The following is a 22228-nucleotide window of genomic DNA, read 5'->3' as shown; positions in this document are numbered from 1 at the left end:
GAGAAAAAATGCCTAGTACGACTAGGCTGGCCAATTTTGGTAAATCTGAGCTAACAGATCTGCAGCTTTTTCTTTGTCTGCAAAACTGTTATCGGCATTGAACACAGCGATGTTATTGCTTGAACCTACAGAAGAAAGTCTTAAGACATAGGTCTGCTGATCGACCTTGACGGTTACTTCGTAACGGTTTTTGCTCTGACCAACAATGGTATGGTTAAGGCTGCTGAGGGTAGCAAGTGTGTATTGCCAAATTGTAGCAGAATTTCCTTCAACTTTGATCAGTGGATTTTGATTTCCATCCACCAATAGTTGAGGGCGGCTAATATTTGTACTGTCTGTTGAGGAATCTGCGACGACATTATTTTTTTCCGCGGCTGGACGCGGAAGGGCATAGCGATTGCCACGCTTATTTTCAAGCTTTGGTGCATGCTCAATTGCTAGCGGGTCAACTGATGGAGCAGGATACAAAGGCGTTGCAGGACGAACCATTGACCCTTCAGGGTATTTCAGCGGTTCAACATCTGTGGTTTGTTTATAGTCCAGTGTGCCATTATTAAAGGCAAGTGAACTACAACCGGCTAATGTAAATACTGAAAGTGCCAGGCTAAGTCCTAAACGTAATTGCATGATGTTTGCTCTTCTTTATTTGATAACGCCCGCAGTGATGAGTGCTTCACGAAGCGGAGTACGATATTGTTCTGCAAGGGGTGTTAATGGTAAGCGAATGCCTGTTTCAATCAGGTTCATCTCATGAAGTGCCCATTTCACAGGAATTGGGTTCGATTCGCAAAATAAAATTTGATGTAAATTTGCAACAGTATTGTTTTGTTGCTCGGCTTGGACTGCGTCACCCGCCAAAGCGCTTGCACACACTTCGCTCATTTCTTTTGGCGCCACGTTCGCAGTAACCGAAATGTTGCCTTTAGCACCTAAACCCATTAACTGATAAGCCGTTGCATCATCACCTGAGTACACCACCATATCTTTGCCTTTAAGGCCTTCAATGAGTTCTTGACCACGAGGAACATCGCCAGTGGCGTCTTTAATGCCCACGATTTGTGGAATATCAGCAAGACGGATCACGGTGTCGTTGTGCATGTCTACACCGGTTCGGCCAGGTACATTGTACAAAATTTGAGGTAAATCAACAGCTTCAGCAATCGCTTTGTAGTGTTGATACAGGCCTTCTTGGGTAGGTTTGTTATAGTATGGTGTAACTAATAATGCCGCATCTGCACCTAATTCTTTGGCTTCTTTGGTGAGTTCAATTGCTTCGTGGGTTGAGTTTGCACCTGTGCCGGCAATAATTGGAATGCGTTTGTTCGCCACACGGATGATTTCTTTGATCACCTGAGTGTGTTCGGCCATGCTCAAGGTAGAAGCTTCACCTGTAGTCCCTACAGCAACAATACTATTGGTGCCTTGCTTTATATGCCACTCAACCAGCTTCTCGAGGCTCTTCCAATCTACGCTGCCATCTTCAAACATTGGGGTGACGATTGCGACAATTGAACCTTGAATGGTCTGAGCTTGCTGAGTCATTTTGAAAAGCTATCCTATTTGTCCATCCGACAAGATGAAATATTGATTTCTGGATGGTTTCGAATTTTGATTTGTAGCATGTTCATTGGGCTATACCCAAGTTGAATAATGCTTACGCAAATTATGACTGATCAAACGCATAAGAACAATATGCTTTGGTCAAAGCCATAAAATTCTTTATACAAATCAAACTTAAAACAATCAAGTGTAAAATAGCGGTTTTTTTGCAGCCTGAAAATTGTTCAGCAAGGGCTGAATCTTGAAAATGTTTTATTCAATCGAGAGGGTTGGCATGGTTGATGGGATTGATTAAATCATCAGCAAAAGGTTGATCTATGTGTATTCCGTGCTTTTTAATCAGAATTTAAGATTAAATAACAATGACTAAAGATTTAAAAACTATATCAATTCGCTCGGGTTTTATTACAAATGATTGTTAAAAACTTGGGTAATAATCTTTTTTATATCTAATAGAAATAGACATGTTTTTATGAGTGTTTAAAAAGATCGCTTGATTTGACTGTTCATTGCACGATTCATATTTTTTTATTTTAAATTTTTAATTGTTTTTACGACTTTGTGACTTAAAGCACAAAAACTATTACACCATGCACGTAATCCAATTTTGGACGAAAGGCTTCAACTTATTGGTAGTTATATCCTTTATAAGGCTCAGCGATGATGCGACTTAATTTGAACGCTGATGACAACAAGGATTCTCCAATGGAAAAGTCAGATAATAAGCATGCTATTGTCACGGTAGCAATCTGCTTCCTTATTGCCGTAATCGAAGGTCTGGATATTCAGGCTGCAGGTATTGCAGCAGCAGGGATTCGTGAATATTTCGGGCTGGATAGCTCGCAGCTAGGGGTGTTTTTTAGTGCCGGTATTTTAGGATTATTACCTGGTGCTTTGGTGGGTGGTCGGATTGCAGACCGAATGGGCCGTAAAAAAGTATTAATTTGGTCTACGGGGATGTTCGCCATCTTTACCTTATGTACGGTATGGGTAAATAGCTTCCATAGCTTACTCGCTGTACGTTTTCTTGCAGGTGCAGGTTTAGGTGCAGCAATGCCAATTTTAATTACCTTGGCATCTGAAGCGGTAACGCCACAAAATCGTGGTCGTGCAGTCGGTTTGATGTACTGTGGTATGCCTGTGGGTGCGGCAATCTTATCATTGGTCGCAATGACGGACTTCGGTGCAAACTGGAAAAATATTTTCTATTTAGGCGGTTTATTACCGATTGTTGTGATTCCATTGATGATTTGGTTCCTGCCCGAATCGCGTGAATTCTTGAAAGCCAAAGATCAAGCGGTTCAAGCGACCGCCAATGGCGAAGTGCAACAAGGTGCTTTCAAAAACCTCTTTAACACAGAAAACCGTTTACGTACTTTCTCAATTTGGGTGAGCTACTTCTTCACCTTGATGGTGGTGTACATCATGTTGAGCTGGTTACCGTCGTTGTTCACCGAACTCGGTTTCACTCGTAAAGATGGTGCAACTGCGCAGTTCTACTTCATGGTGAGTGCAACCATTGGTACGATCATTTTAGGTATGTTGACTGATCGTTGGAAGAAAGCTTATGTGATCATTTTGATGTACGGCGGTATTTTGGCAGGTCTATTTGCGCTGAATGGTGCAGGTTCATTGACTCAAATGTACATGGCGTCAGCTTTAGTCGGTGCATTCGTGATTGGTTGCCAAGGTGTATTGTATGCCTTCGGTGGTATCGTGTATCCGACACAGTTACGTGGTACGGGTGTTGGTGTAGCTTCAGCCGTTGGTCGTGTCGGTGCAATGTTAGGCCCTGCAATTGCGGGTCAGTTATTGGCAGCAGGTTTTGGTGCGGCAGGGGTGATTACCGCGGCAATTCCATGTATCGCAATCTCTGCAATATTTATGTTGTTATTGGTACGTCGTATTCCATCATAAGGAACATGCCATATCAAAAAAAGCCCGCATATTGCGGGCTTTTTTATGGCGACAATAGAAGTCGCACTAATGCTCTAAACCAATATAAATAAATGTATTTTATGTAAAAATACAGCAGAAAGAGAAAACAAAAAATCAACGTAGAGGGGCTATGTCAGCAAGAAAACTGGTCGCAATTTTTAAAGTTGATCAACGTGAATTCAGTTTGTATCTACATCAATACGAACTTATCTTGGAACTCAAACCTGTATTTCAAAGACATCGCCAACAGCCGAGACAAAATGCGTGGTTGGCCTTTGCCGATGAACCTACCCTAGAAGATGTTGCTGAAAAGATTAATGCGTTTGAGGTCATGCAGCAGACACGCAGCCATTTATTAAAATATATCTTTCAACATCAACCGCGATATTTTTATTTTCATGCTTCGACTCGGCGAAAAGCCCGTATTTACCCACGCTTTGCACAACGTTTGGTTGAGCATTTGCCCAAGTATCGGTATTGTCAGGAAGGACAGTCATTTTATTTTTATGCACAGGACTGAATACTCAGGCTTTTAAAATATGAGCGAATCAGTAGAGTCGCCGAAAATGCATGACAACGGATGGAGAGATATGCAAAAAAATACAGCGCTGATTGTGGTCGATGTACAAAATGGTTTTACCCCGGGTGGTCAGTTGGCTGTTGCCAATGCCGATCAAATTATTCCAGGGATTAATCAAGTTGGACAATACTTTGCGAATATTGTGCTGACTCAAGATTGGCATCCAGCCGACCATATTTCTTTTGCTGAAAATCATCCTGAGCATGCACCTTATGACAGCATAGAGCTGAATTATGGAACGCAAGTATTGTGGCCAACACATTGTGTACAAGGTACACAGGATGCCGAATTACATCCTGATTTAAATTTACCGACGGCGCAGCTGATTATCCGTAAAGGTTTTCATCAGCATATCGACAGCTACTCTGCTTTTATGGAAGCAGATCAGAAAACCTCAACAGGTTTGGCGGGCTATTTGCGCGAACGCGGTATTGATACAGTCTTTGTCGTTGGGATCGCCACGGATTTTTGTGTTGCATGGACGGCAATGGATGCGCGTAAGCTTGGTTTTGAAACTTTTGTGATTGCTGATTTGACCAAAGGGATCGATTTACAGGGTTCGCTTCAGCATGCATGGCAAGACATGTTGGCGAATGGGGTGAAGCGTATTTACCTGAAAGATATTGTGCAGCAGCATGCACAGGCATTATCTTTGGCATGACCCAGTGGGCTCAGTTGAGAAAAGGCACAAGGGTGTGCCTTTTTTTGTCCCTGTATTTAAATGGAAGATGCCTATGTCGGCTTTCTTAAAATTCACTCAATTTGTGCAGAAAACATTTGCGATTTGGGTGGTGCTGTTTGCAGCGCTCGCCATGTTTTTTCCCGATGTATTTATTTGGTTAAAAGCATATATCCCATGGATGCTAGGCATCATTATGTTGGGTATGGGCATGACCATGACACTGCAAGATTTTAAAAGTGTATTGCAAAGCCCTAAAGCTGTGATGATCGGGGTTTTGGCACAGTTTATTGTGATGCCGGGATTGGCTTTTTTCTTGTGTAAATTATTACAACTGCCGACAGAGATCGCGATCGGGGTCATTCTTGTCGGTTGCTGTCCGGGTGGAACGGCTTCTAATGTCATCACCTATATGGCAAAAGGCAATACCGCATTATCTGTTGCTTGTACCTCTGTTTCGACATTACTCGCACCGGTTTTAACCCCTGCGATTTTCTATTTGCTGGCAAGCCAATGGATCGAAATTAATGCGGCATCGATGTTGGTTTCAATTTTACAAGTGGTTTTATTTCCGATCATTGTGGGGTTAATGATTCGAACTGTCTTTAAGCACCGAGTGGATGCCTATATACAGGTCATGCCATTGGTTTCTGTTGTGGCAATTGTAGCGATTGTGGCAGCAATCATTGCGGGTAGTCGAACACAGATTTTGCAATCAGGTTTACTGATTCTTGGGGTAGTGGCCTTACATAATGGCTTGGGCTATCTATTGGGTTTTTGGGCCAGCCGACTGTTTAAATTGCCCTATGCAGACTGTAAAGCAGTGTCGATTGAAGTTGGGATGCAAAACTCAGGTTTGGGTGTGGCATTGGCGGCGACCCATTTTGCCGCTTCACCTCTGACCGCTGTGCCGAGTGCGATTTTTAGTTTGTGGCACAATATTTCGGGTCCCGCACTGGCAACCTATTGGGCAGCACGGACGAGTGAGCCCAAAGCATTGGAACAAGACAAGCCTGTGCAATAAACAATTCAGTAAAATAGAGGGCAATGTCCCTCTTTTTTGATGTCGAAAATAAATTTTACGATTTGATGAACAGGGCTTTAGGGAATTGCATGCTTTTTTTAATTGATTAATGCTATTTGTAACATAAGTGTCATATCCGCTGCCTAACATGCCGGCAAACACTTTAGATATAGACTGTTTCAAACAGCATTGAGAGGGTATGCCACATTTTCAGCATTCATCAGAGACCTATTATAATCGTGAATTGTCACTTTTAGATTTTAATCGGCGGGTCTTGGCTCAGGCACTCGATTCAAGTTTACCTTTACTTGAACGCTTGAATTTTCTCATCATTTTTTCACGCAATTTAGATGAATTCTTTGAAATTCGCATTGCGGGGCTAATGAAACAACGAGATTTGAATGCGATTGCACGGACGCCAGATGCCATTCCCACCGAAGTGGTCTTAGATGAACTTTCCCAAGTGATTCATGACACGGTCGCACAGCAATACCAAACCCTCAATCATGCTGTATTGCCTGCATTACAAAGTGAAGGCATTCGCTTTATTCAATTTAAAGATATTTTAGAAAAACATCGGGCGTGGATTAGCCATTATTTTAGTAAAGAAGTTCAACCTGTCTTAACGCCGATTAGCTTAGATCCATCTCATCCGTTTCCACGCTTGGTTAATAAAAGCCTCAACTTTATTGTGAGCCTAGAAGGCAAAGATGCCTTTGGTCGTGCCATTGAAATGGCGATCGTGCCTGCGCCACGTTCTTTGCCGCGTTTAATCAAAATGCCCGCTGAGGTTGAAGGCAGTTCAGAGACACAAATTTTCCTGACCGCCATTATTCAGCAACATATCAATGATTTATTTCCGGGGATGAAAGCGACAGGCTGTTATGCCTTTCGAGTGACACGCAATGCAGATTTGGTTCTGGCTGAAGATGTAGATGACTTGGCGGTGGCATTAAAAGATGAATTGTCTTCACGCCGTTTTGGTCGGGCAGTTCGCTTAGAAATTGAAGATGATTGTCCACAAAGCATTATTGATTATTTGTTAGATGAATTTGATTTGAGTGAGCAGGAGCTCTATCGCATTGAAGGCCCGATCAATTTATCACGTCTCAGTACTAGTTTTAATCGACCTGAACTGAAATATCCGGTCTATACACCGATTATTCCTAAAGTTTTTCGTAAACAAACCGCGATTTTTGATGTATTAAAAACACAAGATGTGTTGTTACATCATCCGTTTGACTCCTTTCAACCGGTCATCAACTTATTACGTGAAGCTGCAAAAGACCCTCAGGTATTAGCCATTAAGCAAACGCTCTATCGTAGTGGGCCAGATTCGGACATCGTACAAGTTTTGGCGGAGGCGGCACGCAACGGCAAGGAAGTAACCGCCGTCATCGAACTTCGGGCGCGGTTTGATGAAGAATCCAATATTACCGTGGCCAATATATTGCAAGAAGCGGGCGCTGTCGTGGTGTATGGCATTGTGGGCTATAAAACCCATGCCAAGATGATTTTGATTGTACGCCGTGAAAATAATCAGTTGTTACGCTACGCCCATTTGGGAACAGGTAATTATCACGCAGGCAATGCGCGGATGTATACCGATTATGGCCTGATGACGACGCATCCCGATATTTGCGAGGATGTGCATCGTATGTTTCAGGAACTGACCGGTATGGGCAAGATGGCGAAGCTGAAAGCTTTATTGCATGCACCATTTACCCTGCATACTGAATTATTGAAACTAATTGAACAGGAAATTGTTGCTGCACAAGCGGGAAAATACGCACGAATTATTGTGAAGGTCAATGCACTTACGGAACCGCAACTGATTGCTGCTTTGTATCGTGCATCGCAAGCAGGGGTACGTGTAGATTTAATTATCCGTTCGATTTGTTGTTTGATTCCTCAGGTCAAAGGTATGTCTGAGAATATTCATGTGAGATCTATCGTTGGGCGCTTCTTAGAGCACACTCGAGTGTATTATTTTGAGCATGCAGGCGAAAAACGATTGTACTGTGCCAGTGCCGATTGGATGGGACGTAACTTATTTTCACGGGTCGAAACCTGTTTTCCAATTTTAGAAAGCCGTTTGAAAAAACGCATTATGAAAGATGGTTTACTTAACTATTTGGACGATAATCAAAATGCATGGGAAATGCAGTCGAATGGGCAATGGGAGAAAGTCGCGGTGGAAGCAGGTGCCGAACCACATAACGCGCAAAAATATTTGATTGCACAGAAAATTTCGACTGTTTAAGACAAAAAAAATCCCGACTCAAGTCGGGATTTTTGATTGCGCTAAAACCTTTACGAGGCTTTTGACTGTTTGGATTTTAAAATTTCAGTTCTGAAGTTTTGAGCCAATTCAGCGGCATCACTGTCCATTCCATTGAGCATAAACGCATGACGCGTCAACACATTGGTCGGATTTGGCAAGCTGACCAATTGGAAATGATCTGAAATCTCTTTGAGCAAAGTTGTCGGCACATGAATGGCACTTTCTTTGGCAACCAATTGTTGGACTAAACGCTCAGCCGCTTGTACAGAAGACAATTGCATGGCTTCGACAGAGCTTGAAATCGCGCTACGGGTTTGTAAAACGAAACGTTTTTCTTCACGGTAGCGTTTATATAAAACATCTGAAAGCAATTGGAATACTGAGCTGATCATGGTGAGGCAACGCAGCGCATCTGGAGTGTCAGCGGTCATGCTGATGGTTGCACCATGTTCATCAAACTTATGTACCGTACTGATGTCAGAACTGTTCAATTTATAATGTTGAACACAGAGTTCTGTGGTTTTATTCAAGAAAATTTGGCAGAGATTAAAATACGGCACAGACACGGTTTTGTTGACGCTATCGAGAAGCTGTTTCGGATCATAAAATTGAATATTTAATGCCAAGCTGTTGCTGTCGAGAACCACTGGTTTCATGTCTTTATGCTGTTTTGCTTTGGCTTGCGCATTTTGCTGCGCTTGAGCAATCGCCACAGCGGCATTATGTTTTTCTTGTTCTAAGGCCTGCGCTAGCATTTGAATTTCATGTTTTAGACGTGATTCATTGTTGATTCGCGCTAAATATTCAGTACGACTTGGACGCGCAATAGCGCGATACGCCAACCATAACAAGCCATGTAATAATAATGAAAATAGAATCGCAGCCCATTGGGTACGTAAGATTTCACCAATACTTGGTTTAATTAAGGTGATTTCAACCGTTCCAACTTTCTTTTCGTTTTGCAGCGCATCTCGAACAAAGATTTCACCGTCACGGGTTTTGGTCAAACCGCCTGTGGCCAAAACTTGATTATTGGCATTTAAAATGCGGATGGAAGCCACGCTCGGGTTGGTTGCATAGCGGTCAGCAAGTAAGGCTAATGATACGGTATTGGCCGGCTCAAGCTCAGATAGGCTGTCTGTAACCAATTGACTGGTCATCAGTTGTCCCTGACTGGTACGGTTTTCGTTCAGTTGGTGGGTTGTTGCCAATACCAATAAAAAGGTATGCAAAGCAAAACAAACTACTAATAGGCTAGCAAATAGCCCTTGTCTAGGCGCATTCAACGTAAACTTCCAAGGCAATTCTATTCAATTTAGATTATGATTCTTACATTAGTTGTAGCTCAGACCCGAGTCAATTCATGCGAGAAATCATTCTTATATCACTTTTAGGACCTGACCAACCTAATCAATTTACACGATTAATGCAGGTTTTGTCCGCACATTCCTTACAGATTTTAGATGTCGGACAAGCAGTCATCCACAATCAGCTGACTTTAGGTATTGTTGTTTCGTCGGAAGACCAGACTGCGACAGCATTAGCCATGAAGGAGATGTTGATTTTAGCACATGATATTGGCTTAACTGTGCGCTTTAAACCAATCTCTACAACAGAATATCAACAATGGGTAAATGAGGGAGGCCGCACACGCTATATCGTTACGGCACTTGCGCCAGAATTACAGGCGTCTCATTTACAGGCAGTTACAAATATTGTGTCGAGCCAAGGCTTCAATATTGAAACTGTGACTCGTTTATCTGGCCGTCCAGAGTTAGATGGATCAAGTGAAGGTCCGCGCCGTGCCTGCGTTCAATTTGGTCTAAAAGGCCAGATGTTGGATGCCACTGCGATGCGTGCAGCATGTTTACGTCTATCTACTGAACTAGGGGTAGATGTTGCCGTTCAAGAAGACAATGCTTACCGTCGTAATCGTCGTTTGGTCTGCTTTGATATGGACTCAACGCTGATTGAGCAAGAAGTAATTGACGAATTGGCGATTGAAGCGGGTGTCGGGGCTCAAGTGGCTGAAATCACTGAACGTGCTATGCAAGGCGAGCTCGATTTCCAACAAAGTTTCCGTGCACGTGTGGCACTGCTCAAAGGTATGGATGCTTCGGTATTGCCTAAAATTGCAGAACGTCTGACTGTCACAGAAGGTGCGGAACGTCTGATTTCAACGCTTAAATCACTGGGTTATCGCACGGCTATTTTGTCAGGTGGTTTTCAGTATTTTGCCGAATATCTACAAGCAAAACTGGGTATCGATGAAGTGCATGCCAATGTACTGGACGTCCAAGATGGCGCGGTAACAGGTGAAGTGAAAGGTCATATTGTCGATGGTGCTCGCAAAGCCTTCTTGTTGACTCAAATCGCTGAAGAAATGGGGATTTCATTAGAACAAGCCATTGCTGTCGGTGATGGTGCGAATGACTTACCTATGTTGTCTTTAGCCGGCTTAGGCGTTGCTTTCCGTGCGAAACCTTTGGTTCGTCAAAATGCCAATCAAGCCATTTCAAGCGTGGGTCTAGATGGTGTTCTTTACCTGCTTGGTGTGCATGATAAAGATTTAAATCGTGCTTAAAACCATTTAAGGCACAGTCAAAAACGTAGCCAAAAGGCTGCGTTTTTTTATGCCAAGAATTCAGCTCATCCGATGAACGGTAGAAGAAAATTGTCGATAAAAACAACGATTAACAGCATTCGAAAAATTAATTTTTTTAGCCTAAAACCAGCTGTTTTTTTTGTAATGACACTCGAAACGAGATGCCATCATTGTTCTAGAATTTCTTTAAAAAGAAAAAATGTAATGACAAAATAATGTTGCGACAAGGTGTGTCGCATTAACAAAAAACGAGACTTTTTTTATGCAAAAAACTCAGCATAATGCTTGCAAGAGATTGAGATCGACCAAATCTATTTACTGAAGATACAGTAGTGAGACGGCTCAGCATCCTGTAAGACAAGAGATGTCAGCTGTCAAATGACGGAGGTTTTTATGTTAACAGCGAATTTAGCAACAATCGTTGGCCTGAGCTTGGTATCGGCGGCTGTGATTGCTGTTTTCTTCTCGCCTTATCGTCGCTGGTTAAGTTTTATGCTGGCGGGGATGCTGGTGTGGGGACTCATTGAAGTGATTCGATTTGGCACACAAACCATGTTTGAATTATCAGTGACTTATAGTTATTTAACGGCATTAATGGCCGCAATGGTGGTATTCACTTTAGTATTGTTACGTGAAGACCGCCGTGCAGAGCGTGCGATGGCAAAGCGCCAATGTATAGAGCACACGCCTGTATATGATGAAGAACAGCAATGTTCGAGCCGATAAGTGCCAGAACAAAATTTCAATGAAAATGCGCCTAAGGGCGCATTTTTTTATGAACGCATTAGTCCTATTTGAGATACAAAGCCTTACTTCTCAAAAGCCAAGTTATGGTAGGATGAAGCCAGTCAATTTTCCAACAATTACAATAGGCTTTAAGTCATGAAACTATCATCAATTCCTGTCGTAAAACTACCTTTAGTTGATGTCAGTACGGATCCACTTGATTTACTCGTGGCAGGTTTAGCGCTTCGTATGAAACAGCTTTCACGTACTAGCCCTAAATTCATTGAATTAGTTCATGAACGTCAATTTCGCATTCAAATCGGTACGGATTTGGGTGTTGCACGTCAAATTATTGTAAATAATGGACAGATTGATACTGTTTCAGGCGATGCTGAAAAAGCAGACTTTATTTTGCAATTTGCGGACAGTGAACAGGGCGTAAAAACCCTGATGAAAGGTGACCCAACTGCATTTATGACGGGTATGCAAAATGGCAGTATTAAAATGGAAGGTGATTTTGGGCTTTTGGTTTGGTTTAACCAAGTGGCGAAGTTAATTCCACCTAAACTTCCAAAACCGGTTAAAGAAAAAATCAAAATCGCACGTGCGTTTATTAAAGAAAAAACAGGTAAGTAAGATTTACGCCTTGTTCTCCTCCTTTAGCGGGAGGATTAAAAAAAAGCCCTCTTTTGAGGGCTTTTTTTAATGCTTCAGTTGTTATTCAACTTCTAAATTAAAGGTCACTGGACCGTCATTGACCAAATGCACTTTCATGTCGGCAGCAAAGATACCTGTTTGTACATGGTCATATTGGCGCTTGGTGTAATCGACCAGCTGTTCATACAGTGCTTTGGCATCGCTTGGCGGCATGGCAGGGCCAAAATCAGGGCGCAGGCCTTTTTGCGTTTGTGCCATCAGAGTAAATTGAGACACCAAGAGGATACCGCCGCCAGCTTGACTGACATTCCAGCCCATCTTGCCTTGTTCATCATCAAAAAAACGGTATTTCAAGATCTTATCGATCAGTTTTTTGCCCTTTTCTAAATCGTCAGCTTTACCAAGTCCTAAAAACACTAAAATACCGTGATTGATTTCACCCGTGATCTCACCATCGACCACCACTTTGGCTTCCAAAACACGTTGTAACAAGGCCCGCATAAATTCTTCCGAGTAGAAAATTGAACATAGGGCAGGGATTGTAGCAAAGACAGTATTTTTTCGAAGCGATGTTTAGAAAATTTTGGGCTCAAACATTTGAAAATGAAATGTATATTTTTTACAAATCTAATAATACGATTGAATTTATGAAAATAATCTGTTTTATCTATTTATTAAGTGTCAGTATCTTTGCGGGGCAGGAAAGGTATTTAACAGAGAGATTAAGACGATGTTTAAGCGTTCTTTATTGGTTGCGATGTTAGCAACAGCAACAGCGGCGACTCAAGCAGCGCCATTAACTAAAGACAATGGTGCACCAGTAGGCGATAACCAAAACTCGATTACTGCGGGTCCAAATGGTTCAGTTCTACTTCAAGACGTACAATTGGTTCAAAAATTACAACGTTTTGGTCGTGAGCGTATTCCTGAGCGTGTGGTACATGCCCGTGGTACAGGTGCGTATGGTGAATTCGTTGCAACTAAAGATTTATCTGATCTCACCATTGCTTCATTGTTCAAAGCAGGTACTAAGACTCCAGTTTTCTTACGTTTCTCGACTGTAATTCACGGTAAACATTCTCCAGAAACTCTACGTGACCCGCACGGTTTCGCGATCAAGTTCTATACGCAAGAAGGCAACTGGGATTTAGTGGGTAACCAAACTCCAGTCTTCTTCATTCGTGATGCAATTAAATTCCCTGACTTCATTCACGCAATGAAGCCAAGCCCAATCAACAACGTTCAAGACGCAAACCGCGTATTTGATTTCTTGTCTAGCCAGCCATGGGCAACCAACATGTTGACTTATGTGTATGGTAACCAAGGTGTGCCTACCAGCTACCGCGAACAAGACGGCTTTGGTGTACATGCGTACAAGCTTTATAACGACAAAGGCGAATACAAATACGTTAAATTCAACTTCCGCTCTAAACAAGGCGTGAAAGGTCTGAACGTTAAAGAAGCGATGGAGCTGCAAGGTAAAGACTTCAACCACTTGACTAACGATCTTTATAACAACATCAACGCGGGCAACTTCCCGAAATGGGATCTTTACATCCAAGTGTTAGATCCTAAAGATTTAAACAGCTTTGATTTTGACCCGCTTGACCCAACAAAAATCTGGCCTACAGATCTAGTGAAAGAAACCAAAGTGGGGACTTTAACGCTGAACCGTATGCCTAAAAACTTCTTCAATGAAACTGAACAAGTGGCATTGGCTCCAGGTAACTTAGTCCCAGGTATCGAGCCATCAGAAGACCGTCTGCTACAAGGCCGTATCTTTTCTTACTCAGATACACAAATGTACCGTTTAGGTGCGAACCACCAACAAATTCCAGTCAACCGTCCATTAGTTGCTGTAAACAAAAACAATCAAGATGGTTACATGAATGTTGGCGGTACTTCATCAAATGTGAACTACGAGCCAAGCCGTATTGAGCCAAAACCAGCGACTGCGAAAGCGCGTGCGGTTGAAACACCGCTTTCTGGCACAGTTCAGCAAAAAGGCGTGAAAGAGCAAAACTTCAAGCAGGCGGGTGAGCTTTATCGTTCATACTCTGCGAAAGAGAAAGAAAACTTAATCATAAACTTGGCTGCTGACCTTGGCAACGTGAAAGATTCAGAAACGAAACACATTATGTTGTCTTACTTCTATAAAGCAGATGCAGACTACGGTACACGTATGACTAAAGCAGTAAACGGTAATCTTGCAACTGTAAAAGCTAAAGCAGCACAACTGAAAGACTAATTTCGATCAGTCTGAAGGATTGGTAACTAGGGTCTAGAACGTTACCTCAAAAAAGTCCTATGAAGCTCCATACCTTTCCTGCACCCTAGGGGGAGTTTCATAGGCACTCCTTAAATATTCATTTTTATGAAATGAATCATTTCTAATTCAATTCTACATTCGTTTTCTGTTGGAGTTCATCATGAAAGTTATGCAGCATTTGACTTTAGCCAGTCTTCTTGCGTTTGGTTCCGCATTCGCAAACGTGGCAATCGCGGAAGATATCTCCCCCGCTAAAGCAACTGCAAGCGATCAGATGACCTCACAACAGGAATGGATCGCAATTTTCTTTGCTGCAGCCAAAACTGGCAATGAAGAAGTCATCAATGAATTTCTTAAGCACGGTTTTCCGGTCGATGTGCGCAATGCTTCGGGTTTTACACCACTGATGATGGCAACCTATTATGGTCATCAAAATATTGTGACTCGTTTGCTAGAACAAGGTGCAGACCGCTGCGCACGTGACAATAAAGGCAACACCGCATTGATGGGTGCCATGTTTAAATTAGAATGGGCGATTGCAAAGCAATTACGCCAAGTGGATTGCGATGCAAATGCCAAAAAAATGGGGCAAAAGACTGCAGAACAGTTTGCGCGTGAATTTGGTCAAGAAGAAAAATATCGACAGTTACTCAAAAAATAGTGAGCTTGATCGCGCTCAGCTTCAGCAAAAAAATTGAAAAAAGTCGATAAATCGCGGTGATTTATAAGTTATTCCACTAAATCAATCGGCTTTTTATCAATAAAGTATGCTTTAATGCAAAGAGTTGATAAAAACTGAAAGTCTTTATGTCTCCAATCATCCAATCCTTATTAGACACAGATCTGTATAAATTCACCATGCTTCAAGTGGTGTTACACAAATTTCCGCAAACCCATAGTGTGTATCACTTTCGCTGCCGTAACTTGGATGATACAGCCTATCCACTGGTCGAAATTTTGGATGATTTAAACACGCAGCTCGACATGCTATGTCAGTTGAAGTTTAAAGAAGATGAATTGCAGTATTTACGCAGTTTGCGTTTTATTAAAAGTGATTTTGTTGATTATCTTGAATTATTTCAGCTCAAACGTCGTTTTATTAAAGCCGGAATTGATGAAGAAGGTCGTTTAGATATTTGGGTAGAAGGCCCAATGGTTCAAGCGATGATGTTTGAAATCTTTGTCTTGGCGATCGTCAATGAACTGTATTTCCAACGTATTCGTACCCCAGAAACATTGGTTGAAGGTGAACGTCGTCTTCAACATAAAATTGCGCTGTTAAAACAATACGAAGCGGCACAAAATCCAAATGATCCGCCATTCTTAGTCTCTGATTTTGGGACGCGCCGTCGTTATAGCTACGAATGGCAAAAACACGTGATTGCTGAATTTTATCAAGCCGTTCCGAATATTTTCCGTGGCACCAGTAATGTCCTGATTGCCAAAGATTTGAATATTATTCCAATCGGCACCATGGCACATGAATTCTTGCAGGCGTTCCAAGCTCTTGATGTTCGATTACGTGACTTTCAAAAAGCGGCACTAGAAACTTGGGTCCAAGAATATCGCGGTGACCTAGGGATAGCTTTGACGGACGTTGTCGGTATGGATGCGTTCTTACGTGACTTCGATTTGTACTTTGCCAAACTATTTGACGGTTTACGTCATGACAGTGGCGACCCGTATGAATGGGGCGATAAAGCCTATGCACATTACAAAAAGCTTAAAGTCGATAGCAAAAGTAAAATGTTGACCTTTAGTGATGGTCTAAATATCGAAAAAGCGTGGGATTTGCATAATTACTTCAAAGACCGTTTCCAAGTTAGCTTTGGTATTGGCACCAACTTGACCAATGATATGGGACAAACTGCGCTGAATATCGTACTGAAACTGGTTGAATGTAATGGTCAATCTGTGGCAAAAATTTCAGATAGTCCGGGTAAAACCATGACGGATAATGATACTTTCTTAGCGTATCTACGTCAGGTGTTTGACATCTCTGAAGTTAGCGCTTAAACACAGCATTAGATAAAACTAAAAAAGCCGAATCAATGATTCGGCTTTTTTATATCTAAAATATTGCTAAAGGAATGCAAAAATTCAGAATAATAGTGAAAATGACTTATGCTAAGATCGAATTTAATCGCACAAAATACAACACGAACAACGATGACAGCATCTACACTGAATTTTGGTCTACTGATTGAAGCGGAAGAATTGGTTCCACATCTTGGTAATGAAAAACTACGGATCGTCGATTTGAGTCGTCGTTCGGTTTATGACCAATTGCATATTCCACATGCACTGCATGTGCAGCCGAAACTGTTAGTGCGCCAAGAAGAACAAGCGATGGGGCTTTTACCTGACCAAGCCGGTTTAGAACAGCTCATCAGCTATCTGAATATCAGTCCAGAACATCATGTAGTAGTGTATGACGATGAAGGTGGGGCATGGGCTGGTCGACTGATTTGGAACTTACATTGCCTCGGTTTTGAAAATACCAGTCTCCTCAATGGTGGCATCCATGCTTGGCTTGGGGCAGGCTTACCGACCTCGTCTGAAATTGAGCAATTTGAACCCGTGAGCCCATTGGTTGAAGTAAGTGCAGAGGCGCGTGCTCAGTATCAAACAAACTATGATGAGCTATTGGCTCGTGTGCAGCAGGAGCAAATCCAAGTATGGGACTGCCGTACCGAAGATGAATATACAGGCCTACGTTTGGCTGCGCGACGCGGCGGTCACATTCCGGGGGCACGACATTTCGAATGGAGTACTGCCCTTAACCGAGAAAATCATTTAAAATTGCATCCTTTAGAACGCACACAACAACGCTTAGAACAATTGGGATTCAATTTAAACGAACCTGTGGTGGTATATTGTCAGTCCCATCATCGGTCGGGCCTAGCTTATATACTGGGACGTTTACTCGGTTGGAATATTCAAGCTTATGATGGTGCGTGGAGCGAGTGGGGCAACCGACTCGATAGTCCTGTGATCACCGGAGAGTTGCCGTCTTGAGCCTTACATCTCAGTTAAAAAAACAAATTTTTATTCAAGCTCAGCGTGTTGTTCCACAGCACAAATTATCGCGTATCGTCGGTAAATTGGCTGCAAGTGAAAACCCTGTGGTGAAAAATGCCGTGATTACCGCATTTAAAGCGCAGTATGGCATCGACATGTCGATTGCTGAGCAAAGCAATGCCTTAAAATTTAAATCATTCAATGAATTTTTCACTCGCTCTTTAAAAGAGGGTGTGCGTGAAATTGATAGCAATGCCAATAGTGTTGTTTCACCCGCAGATGGTGCAATTTCTCAACTGGGTAAAATTGAAAATGGTGACGTATTTCAGGCCAAAGGGCAGAAGTTCACCGTTGAAAACCTGATTGCCGATCCACAATTGGCAGAGCCGTTTAAAAATGGGCAGTTTGCTACGGTTTATTTGTCACCAAAAGACTACCACCGTGTACATATGCCATTTGCAGGAACATTGACAGAAACCCTGTATGTACCGGGTGAATTGTTCTCAGTAAACCAGACCACTGCTGAAAATATTCCGGGTTTATTCGCTCGTAATGAACGCATGGTCTGCTTATTTGATACAGAAGTTGGTCGTATGGCGGTCGTACTGGTAGGCGCAATGATCGTGGCAGGTATTGAAACCGTGGCTACAGGTAAAGTTAAACCGACAGGGCGTTTGGAACTGAATCAACACGATTTATTCTTAGAAAAAGGTGCAGAATTGGGCCGTTTCTATTTAGGTTCAACAGCGGTTGTGTTGTTTGAAGAAAACAAAATGCAATGGGATGCGACCTTTAAAGCCAACTCGACTGTGGTGATGGGCGAAGCTTTAGGGCATACCATTTAATGAATTCCCTGTCCCTTTAGGAGAGGTTTTTGAGCTAAGCTGATGTATTCAAAAAAGAATCCCTTCTAACCTCCCTTTATTAAAGGAATGAATAAAAAAAAGCGCCATCAGGCGCTTTTTTTTAATTTCAAAATTTAGCGTTTTACGACAATCGAGTCGATACTGCTATGACGTAAAGTTTGCTGTGCAATCACAGCAGCTTCTTGTGAATCATAGGGGCCAGACACAACGCGATACCAAACTTTGCCGTTTTCATTACTTTGAATCACATCGGCAGATAAACCGTTCAAAATAATTTCAGCACGTCGTGCATCGGCTTGATCAGGATCATCATAACTGCGCACTTGCAGAATATAACTTGCAGCAACAGGCGCAGTTTCTGTGGTTTCTAGTCCAAGCTCTGTGGTTTCAACTGGCTTTTGTTCTGGTGCATCAACAATCACCACCGTTTCTTTATTTTCGGTTTCTGGAACAGCTTGTTCAGGAATTGGCGTCACTTGTTGCTGAGGCAATAGGTCGTAGAAACGATAGTCTGTATTGGTTTCTTCTTGGTAGTGTTCAGAGGTAATTTGACCTTTTGGCTTCACAGGTTCCCAAGGTTTCCAAAGCATGAGCGCAACTAAGAAACTCAACACGATTAAAATGATGACAAGTGTACCTAGCCATGCTGGAATCAATGGTTTTTTAGGCTTATTTGGCCGATCAGATACACCGCGCTGCGTTTTTCCAAACACGTGGAAACCTCATTTAATTTTAATTGTCACGAACCACTTTGGGGCAGCCCAAAGTAGCAAGTCTTGATTGTTATATATTACATGAGTGTCATCAGGAATTTGTTTAATTTTCACAATTTCAGCACAGCCAAGATGACACGGACATATTGCTGAATATAAACGAAATACAGGCTCATTTCGAGCCTGTATTGAAAAGGATTCTTTTTAGCACAATGCAATTGATGACGCTTAAACCCATGCGCTGTGTTTGTGCATGGGCGATGCCGATGAATTTCTATTGTGCTCGCAACATAAAGGGTTGCTTACATGCTTTCAGGCGCACTCACACCCAATAATTCAAGACCATTGCGTAAAACTTGCTGTACGTTTACAGACAGTAATAAGCGCGCTTGAGTCAGTTCTGCATCATCACCCAAGACTTTATTTTCGTTGTACCAACCATGGAACAACGCCGCTAATTCTTTCAAGTAGTTACCCACTTGGTGTGGTTCATAGCTGTTTGCTGCACGAACCACAATTTCAGGGTAAGCCGCAAGTTTAGCAAGAACTTCAGTTTCAGCTTCTAACTCAAGTTTAGCTGCAAATTGACGTGCAGCTTCAGCAGAGAATTGAACGTCTGTCGCAGCCGCTTTTTCGAGCATACGGCAGATACGTGCGTGTGCGTATTGGATGTAGTACACCGCATTGTCTTTACTTTGAGACACAGCAAGGTCTAAGTCGAAGTCAATGTGTTGTTCTGATTTACGCATGACATAGTAGAAACGAGCAGCATCGTTGCCTACTTCTTTACGTAAGTCGCGTAAAGTCACGAATTGACCTGAACGAGATGACATTTGAACCATCTCGCCGCCACGCCATAGGCTCACAAATTGAACCAAAAGCACCGTCAATTTTTTAGAATCATAGCCAAGCGCATCAATCGCTGCTTTCACACGTGCAATATAACCGTGGTGGTCTGAACCCCAAATATCAATGATATCGGTATAGCCGCGTTGTAGTTTATTTAAGTGATAAGCAATGTCGGATGCGAAGTATGTAGTTTGACCATTACGACGTTTCACAACACGGTCTTTTTCATCACCAAAATCAGTTGATTTGAACCAGATGTTGCCATCTTTTTCGTATAAGAAACCACGTTGATCGAGCATTTGTAATGCTTCATCAATTTTTTCAGTCAAGGTTGCTTCGCTGAACCATTGATTGAAAGTCACGCCAAATTCACCGAGGTCATCTTTAATGTCATCAAGAATGGCTTTCAGCGCAGCTTGATGGAACACACGGTAACCCGCAGCCAAATGGTTTTGTGAATTATGAATTAGGCCATCAATGTGTTTTTCTTTATCGCCTGAAACAACGACTTTATTGCCTTCGCTATCGAGTTCGGCAGCATATTGCACATCTTCTGGAACATCTTTGTAGATGTCGGCAACAGGGCGTACATAAGCATCGCCATCTTTGTCGATAATGCTTTGTGCGATTTCTTTAACGTAGTCGCCTTGGTATGCATTTTTAGGGAAGACCAGTTGTTGACCGGTCAATTCTAAATAACGCAAGTAAGTCGATGTCGCCAAGATATCCATTTGACGGCCAGCATCGTTGACATAGTATTCACGGTCAACTTTGGCACCTGTTGCCTCAAGGAGATTGGCAACGGTCATACCGTAAGCTGCGCCACGACCATGACCCACGTGTAGGCTAGACGTTGGGTTGGCTGAAACGAATTCCACTTGAACACGTTTTTCAGCATTGGCCTGTGTACGACCGAACTGATCTTTCTGAGCTTGAATTTGGTCTAAGACAGCAAAACGTTGGTCAGCATTTAAAAAGAAGTTAATAAAGCCAGGACCTGCAATTTCTGCTTTGCTGATATCTGCGACTTCTGGAAGATTTGCCAGAATTTTTTCGGCTAAATCACGCGGCTTCATACCTGCAGCTTTAGAGGCAATCATGGCAATGTTTGACGCAAAGTCACCGTGGCTTCGGTCTTTGGTTCGGGTCAAATTGCTAGTATTGTTCCAGTCATTTGGGAGTACACCTTCAGCTTGAAGGGATTGCACTGCATGATCGAGCGCTGCTTGTATTGCCGTATTCATAATCAGTCGAAAAATAAATGTCGCAGAAAAACGGTAAATATAGCAAATTTCAGGCTCTTTAGGTGAACCCATTTGTTGCGAATAAAAAATATTCGATAAAAGTGAAGCATTGCTTATATCGAAGTAAAACGATATAAGTGGTTTAGCGATTCAGGATCACTGCTTGAGTATATGGACATGTCACAACCCACCCCTAAAATTTTTGGCAATGTGCCGAAGTTAGCTGCACGTTGGGCGCTGATTATCGTGCCGTTTATTTTGTCCTGTCTCATGAGCGGCATTATTTCGTTTATTAATATGCTCAGAAATTTAGGTTGGTTTGAGGGGTTTCTTACCCTATGGCTGCATAATTGGATGATTTCTTGGGCAATTGCTTTTCCCATTGTGCTGATTTTATTGCCTTTTGTTCGAAAGTTTACAGGCCTGCTGGTTGATATGTCAGGGCCACAGCCACCTGCAAAATAAGCCTGCATGTAAGTCACAGTTGAGTAAAACGGTGACTTACTGCATTTCGCTTTAAATATTTATAGGCTATCGCGACAACTTACTGCTTTAGAGAGTAATTCGGCTTTGTTGTTTTGGAAGGTATAGAGTTTTGAGGAATTAAACACTTTAATGACTTTGGCCTGAGCGACAGCGGTTTTAAAGCTTTGGAACTTTTGCTGATGGGCTGTCTCAAACGGATTTCCAAAGTTTTTATTGTCGAGCAGAATTTGAATTTGCCCCACATTTGTATCATGTGCTTTTAGGATCTCTTGGCCATCCGCGTTGCTTATACTGAACGTTGGGCGCTGAGTGCTGATTTTGCAATTTAACTTGAAGCTCAAAGTGAAATTATCTGCCGATTTATTTTTGAGGGTAGATATGCCTTGTTGATCATTTTCAATATAGACCCACTGATTTTTCGGCATATTGGTCAGTAGGGTTTCTAACTGTTGTTGGGTACTTTTGCTGATATCGACTGTGCCTTTTTTATCGATTTCAGGGGCTTTTTCTTTACCGAGCATGCCCATCACTTTGTCGCTGACTGTGCTACTGGTTTTGGAAATGGTCTGGCAAGCGCTTAAGCTACTGATGATTAGAATGAATGGTAGTGTATAGATGGCAGGTAAGTGCATAGATTTTATTGTTCTATTAAATTTTCGGATCGGCAAAGTTTAACGGTTCTACGCATAAAGCTCAAACCTACGACCTATCTCCTGTGAGAAGGACT

The 22228-nt window shown here is 42.3% G+C and carries 21 protein-coding genes; 14 read left to right on the top strand and 7 right to left on the bottom strand.

What is annotated here, in order from left to right; all coding sequences use genetic code 11:
- Positions 1–21 precede the first annotated feature (21 nt).
- Together FTT76_RS14245 and dapA are read right to left on the bottom strand one after the other, a co-directional pair.
- Entirely contained in the window at positions 22–627 is a 606-nt protein-coding gene (locus tag FTT76_RS14245) for a lipoprotein-34 precursor (NlpB) (RefSeq protein ID WP_078193263.1), read from the bottom strand.
- Positions 628–642: 15 nt separating this feature from the next.
- Entirely contained in the window at positions 643–1542 is a 900-nt protein-coding gene (gene dapA / locus FTT76_RS14240) for a 4-hydroxy-tetrahydrodipicolinate synthase (RefSeq protein WP_078193262.1), read from the bottom strand.
- Between the two features lie 723 nt (positions 1543–2265).
- Here dapA and mhpT point away from each other — a divergent pair.
- The 5 genes from mhpT to ppk1 all read left to right on the top strand — a co-directional run bounded on the left by mhpT (position 2266) and on the right by ppk1 (position 8044).
- Positions 2266–3477, top strand: a complete 1212-nt coding sequence (gene mhpT, locus FTT76_RS14235; protein WP_180004342.1) for a 3-(3-hydroxy-phenyl)propionate transporter MhpT — start codon at positions 2266–2268, stop codon at positions 3475–3477.
- A gap of 151 nt (positions 3478–3628) precedes the next feature.
- Positions 3629–4018: a hypothetical protein gene (locus tag FTT76_RS14230; RefSeq protein WP_180049689.1), complete on the top strand. Its 390-nt coding sequence runs from the start codon at positions 3629–3631 to the stop codon at positions 4016–4018.
- 70 nt (positions 4019–4088) lie between these two features.
- Positions 4089–4739: a bifunctional nicotinamidase/pyrazinamidase gene (gene pncA, locus FTT76_RS14225; RefSeq protein ID WP_168379715.1), complete on the top strand. Its 651-nt coding sequence runs from the start codon at positions 4089–4091 to the stop codon at positions 4737–4739.
- Between the two features lie 73 nt (positions 4740–4812).
- Positions 4813–5781 (top strand): bile acid:sodium symporter family protein, encoded by a 969-nt coding sequence (locus FTT76_RS14220; protein ID WP_180049691.1) that lies wholly within the window; start codon positions 4813–4815, stop codon positions 5779–5781.
- 199 nt (positions 5782–5980) lie between these two features.
- Positions 5981–8044: a polyphosphate kinase 1 gene (ppk1, locus tag FTT76_RS14215; protein ID WP_180049693.1), complete on the top strand. Its 2064-nt coding sequence runs from the start codon at positions 5981–5983 to the stop codon at positions 8042–8044.
- Between the two features lie 50 nt (positions 8045–8094).
- Here the strand turns inward: ppk1 and FTT76_RS14210 are convergent, their stop codons facing one another.
- Positions 8095–9351, bottom strand: coding sequence for a hypothetical protein (locus FTT76_RS14210; RefSeq protein ID WP_180190604.1), 1257 nt, complete (start codon positions 9349–9351; stop codon positions 8095–8097).
- A gap of 77 nt (positions 9352–9428) precedes the next feature.
- Between FTT76_RS14210 and serB the strand changes: the two genes are divergently transcribed.
- The 3 genes from serB to FTT76_RS14195 all read left to right on the top strand — a co-directional run bounded on the left by serB (position 9429) and on the right by FTT76_RS14195 (position 12032).
- Positions 9429–10649, top strand: coding sequence for a phosphoserine phosphatase SerB (gene serB, locus FTT76_RS14205; RefSeq protein ID WP_078193257.1), 1221 nt, complete (start codon positions 9429–9431; stop codon positions 10647–10649).
- A gap of 414 nt (positions 10650–11063) precedes the next feature.
- Entirely contained in the window at positions 11064–11396 is a 333-nt protein-coding gene (gene aciT / locus FTT76_RS14200) for an AciT family ciprofloxacin tolerance protein (protein ID WP_078190616.1), read from the top strand.
- A gap of 156 nt (positions 11397–11552) precedes the next feature.
- Positions 11553–12032 (top strand): SCP2 sterol-binding domain-containing protein, encoded by a 480-nt coding sequence (locus FTT76_RS14195; protein WP_180049695.1) that lies wholly within the window; start codon positions 11553–11555, stop codon positions 12030–12032.
- A gap of 81 nt (positions 12033–12113) precedes the next feature.
- Here FTT76_RS14195 and dtd read toward each other — a convergent pair whose 3' ends face one another.
- Positions 12114–12554: a D-aminoacyl-tRNA deacylase gene (gene dtd, locus FTT76_RS14190; RefSeq protein ID WP_180036027.1), complete on the bottom strand. Its 441-nt coding sequence runs from the start codon at positions 12552–12554 to the stop codon at positions 12114–12116.
- A gap of 229 nt (positions 12555–12783) precedes the next feature.
- Between dtd and FTT76_RS14185 the strand changes: the two genes are divergently transcribed.
- The 5 genes from FTT76_RS14185 (at position 12784) to asd (ending at position 18188) form a co-directional block, all read left to right on the top strand.
- Positions 12784–14301, top strand: a complete 1518-nt coding sequence (locus FTT76_RS14185) for a catalase (protein WP_180190591.1) — start codon at positions 12784–12786, stop codon at positions 14299–14301.
- Between the two features lie 181 nt (positions 14302–14482).
- Entirely contained in the window at positions 14483–14983 is a 501-nt protein-coding gene (locus FTT76_RS14180) for an ankyrin repeat domain-containing protein (RefSeq protein ID WP_180004350.1), read from the top strand.
- A 146-nt stretch (positions 14984–15129) separates the two neighbouring features.
- The gene (gene pncB / locus FTT76_RS14175) at positions 15130–16338 is read left to right on the top strand and encodes a nicotinate phosphoribosyltransferase (RefSeq protein ID WP_180004352.1); all 1209 of its coding nucleotides are present in this window, start codon (positions 15130–15132) and stop codon (positions 16336–16338) included.
- 153 nt (positions 16339–16491) lie between these two features.
- Positions 16492–17340: a sulfurtransferase gene (locus FTT76_RS14170; RefSeq protein ID WP_180004391.1), complete on the top strand. Its 849-nt coding sequence runs from the start codon at positions 16492–16494 to the stop codon at positions 17338–17340.
- The gene (gene asd, locus FTT76_RS14165; RefSeq protein WP_180004355.1) at positions 17337–18188 is read left to right on the top strand and encodes an archaetidylserine decarboxylase; all 852 of its coding nucleotides are present in this window, start codon (positions 17337–17339) and stop codon (positions 18186–18188) included. Before FTT76_RS14170 ends, asd begins: the two co-directional genes overlap by 4 nt.
- A gap of 134 nt (positions 18189–18322) precedes the next feature.
- On the opposite strand, the gene FTT76_RS14160 is transcribed toward asd, so the two are convergent.
- A complete protein-coding gene (locus tag FTT76_RS14160) occupies positions 18323–18922 on the bottom strand; it encodes an SPOR domain-containing protein (RefSeq protein WP_180190590.1) in 600 nt (199 codons plus the stop codon).
- 302 nt (positions 18923–19224) lie between these two features.
- Positions 19225–21015: an arginine--tRNA ligase gene (gene argS / locus FTT76_RS14155; RefSeq protein ID WP_180025874.1), complete on the bottom strand. Its 1791-nt coding sequence runs from the start codon at positions 21013–21015 to the stop codon at positions 19225–19227.
- A 177-nt stretch (positions 21016–21192) separates the two neighbouring features.
- Here argS and FTT76_RS14150 point away from each other — a divergent pair, with 177 nt between their 5' ends.
- Positions 21193–21480: a DUF2798 domain-containing protein gene (locus FTT76_RS14150; protein WP_372491143.1), complete on the top strand. Its 288-nt coding sequence runs from the start codon at positions 21193–21195 to the stop codon at positions 21478–21480.
- A 59-nt stretch (positions 21481–21539) separates the two neighbouring features.
- Here FTT76_RS14150 and FTT76_RS14145 read toward each other — a convergent pair whose 3' ends face one another.
- Positions 21540–22133 (bottom strand): hypothetical protein, encoded by a 594-nt coding sequence (locus tag FTT76_RS14145; protein ID WP_180127460.1) that lies wholly within the window; start codon positions 22131–22133, stop codon positions 21540–21542.
- Positions 22134–22228 lie beyond the last annotated feature (95 nt).

Origin of the sequence: Acinetobacter sp. YH01009, assembly GCF_013420765.1 — a bacterium.
Classification (GTDB): Bacteria; Pseudomonadota; Gammaproteobacteria; order Pseudomonadales; family Moraxellaceae; genus Acinetobacter; species Acinetobacter amyesii.
The sequence above is the reverse complement of the archived record's forward strand: the minus strand, read 5'-3'. Positions and strand labels throughout refer to the sequence as shown.